At 69.0% G+C, this 1,883-nt stretch carries 1 protein-coding gene; it reads right to left on the bottom strand.

All coding sequences use genetic code 11. The features are described 5' to 3' along the window. On the bottom strand, window positions 1–1,883 hold a 1,883-nt coding region (locus tag AC1D01_RS32660; RefSeq protein ID WP_477873647.1), incomplete at both ends, for an FG-GAP-like repeat-containing protein.

Here is a 1,883-nt window from a genome sequence, read left to right as displayed (position 1 = left end):
CGATCTGCGTGGCCGTGAAGACCGGCACGCTCAGCGTGGCCGTCGGCGGCGTGCCGCGCGTCGCGGTCGCATTCGGCGCCGTGCCGGCACTCGCACCGATGGCCGCCAGACTGTTCGGCACGCTGCGCTCCTGCGTCGAGCGCTGCACGCCACCCAGCACCCAGTTGTCGTCTGCGATGTTGTTGAGGGCGTAGTCGTGCTTGGTCGTCGCGGTGATGGTCTGTGCCACGTTCCCCGCGGCCGTGCCGGTGGTGATCGCCACGATCTCCTTCGGGTCACCGTTCTCGTTGTAGMGGCTTGTCACGGTCGTGCCGGGCAGCGCATCGCCGTTCAGCTCGCGCGCAGTCTTGCTGCTCTGGAACAGGTACGGCCGCTGCAGCCGTACCGTGGCCGGCACCGGGCACGGCGCGGCGACAGTCGCAGCCGCTTCGGCCGTGGTCGACGCCGAGGCGTCGCAATAGATGTTGGCCTCGCTTGCCAACAGCAGCGGCGATGTCTGGTTCAGCGAGCCGCGCCAGCTCTGCGTGCGCGCGGGCTGCCCGATGTAGGGGTATGACAGCGCGACCTGCGTCGACTGCGACAAGACGCTGCCGTCCGCTGCCGGCCGCTGGCTGCGCACCTCGCGGAAGCCGCGCGGGCCGCGGCCGTCGTGTGCTGCCTTGAAGCCGCGGTAGCCGAACTCTTCGGACACCGTRCCGCTGCCGACACCACTGTCGCGGTCGACGGTCGCGACCACGTAGCCGGGCTGCACCGCATCGAACAGCGGATACACCGCGGCGTTGGCCGCATCCCCGCGATCGCTCGCATACCGGTCGCCGAGCCCACCGCGGGCCGGACTGCCCAGCGACACCCAGCTGAGTGTCGTCTTCAGGCCCTCCGGCGAGGTCAGGCTGGTCAACACATCCGGCGGCAGCGAGGTGGCCGCCTTCACGTAGAGCTGGTTCGCCGTCGCATCCCCCGGTGTCGGCGAGGCACGCAGCCGCAGGATCTCCACATCGCCYTTGCCGGTGAAGTCCCCGGTCACGAACGCAGCCGAGCTGTCGCTGTGCTGCAGCACGTCGCTCGCGGTGGTCAGATTGAAGCTGGCCGACGGCGTGAACGTGCCGTCGCCGTTGCTCAGGTACACCTTGTTCTGCGTSGGGTCGCTGCTCCACCACAGGATGTCGTCGCGGCCATCGCGGTTCACGTCGGCGACCAGCATGTCGGCGCTCTTCTCGCCGTGCAGGCCGAGCGGCGGCGATCCCACCGAGATGTTGCCGAGGTTGTAGTTGGCCACCTTGAGCAGGCCGGCGGCGCCGGTGGACACCGACAGGCCCCACATCACGCAGTCGGCACGTCCGTCGCCGTTGAAGTCGAGGGGCCGGTCGCAGTCATGAGATGCCACCGAGATCGGATCGAAGTTGAAGTCCCCCCGCGAACGCCACGCCAGGATCGGCGGATACAGGTTCGCGCCGGTGCCCAGCATGCCGGCCGCGGCGAGGTCGAGGTTGCCGTCGTTGTCGATGTCGAGCAGGTGCGACGGCTGRCCCAGCGCATACGGGCCCTCCGGTCGCGAGTACAGGTTCTGGTAGGTCGCGTTGGTCGGCTGCTCGACAAAACCGCCCTGGCCGTCGCCCTTGTAGACGTGGGTGCAGACCACCGTCGCGCAGGGCTCGGGGGGCGGATCGAGCTTGACCCCCTGGCTCGGCACGGACGCGGTGACGAGGTCGATGAGCCCGTCGCCGTCGATGTCCAGCAGGTAGAAGGTGTTGCCTGGGGTCCAGCCGAAGCCGTCCTGGATCTCGCCATGGCTGGTGAGGTAGCGGTCCTGGCTGGCATGCTCCAGCAGCGTCACGCCGGTGATCGACCAGCGCTCGAACGTGCCGTCGCCCTTGTTCAGGTAC

The organism is Rhizobacter sp. P3_B12 (genome assembly GCF_056402895.1).
This window is presented reverse-complemented; position numbering and strand designations above follow the sequence as displayed.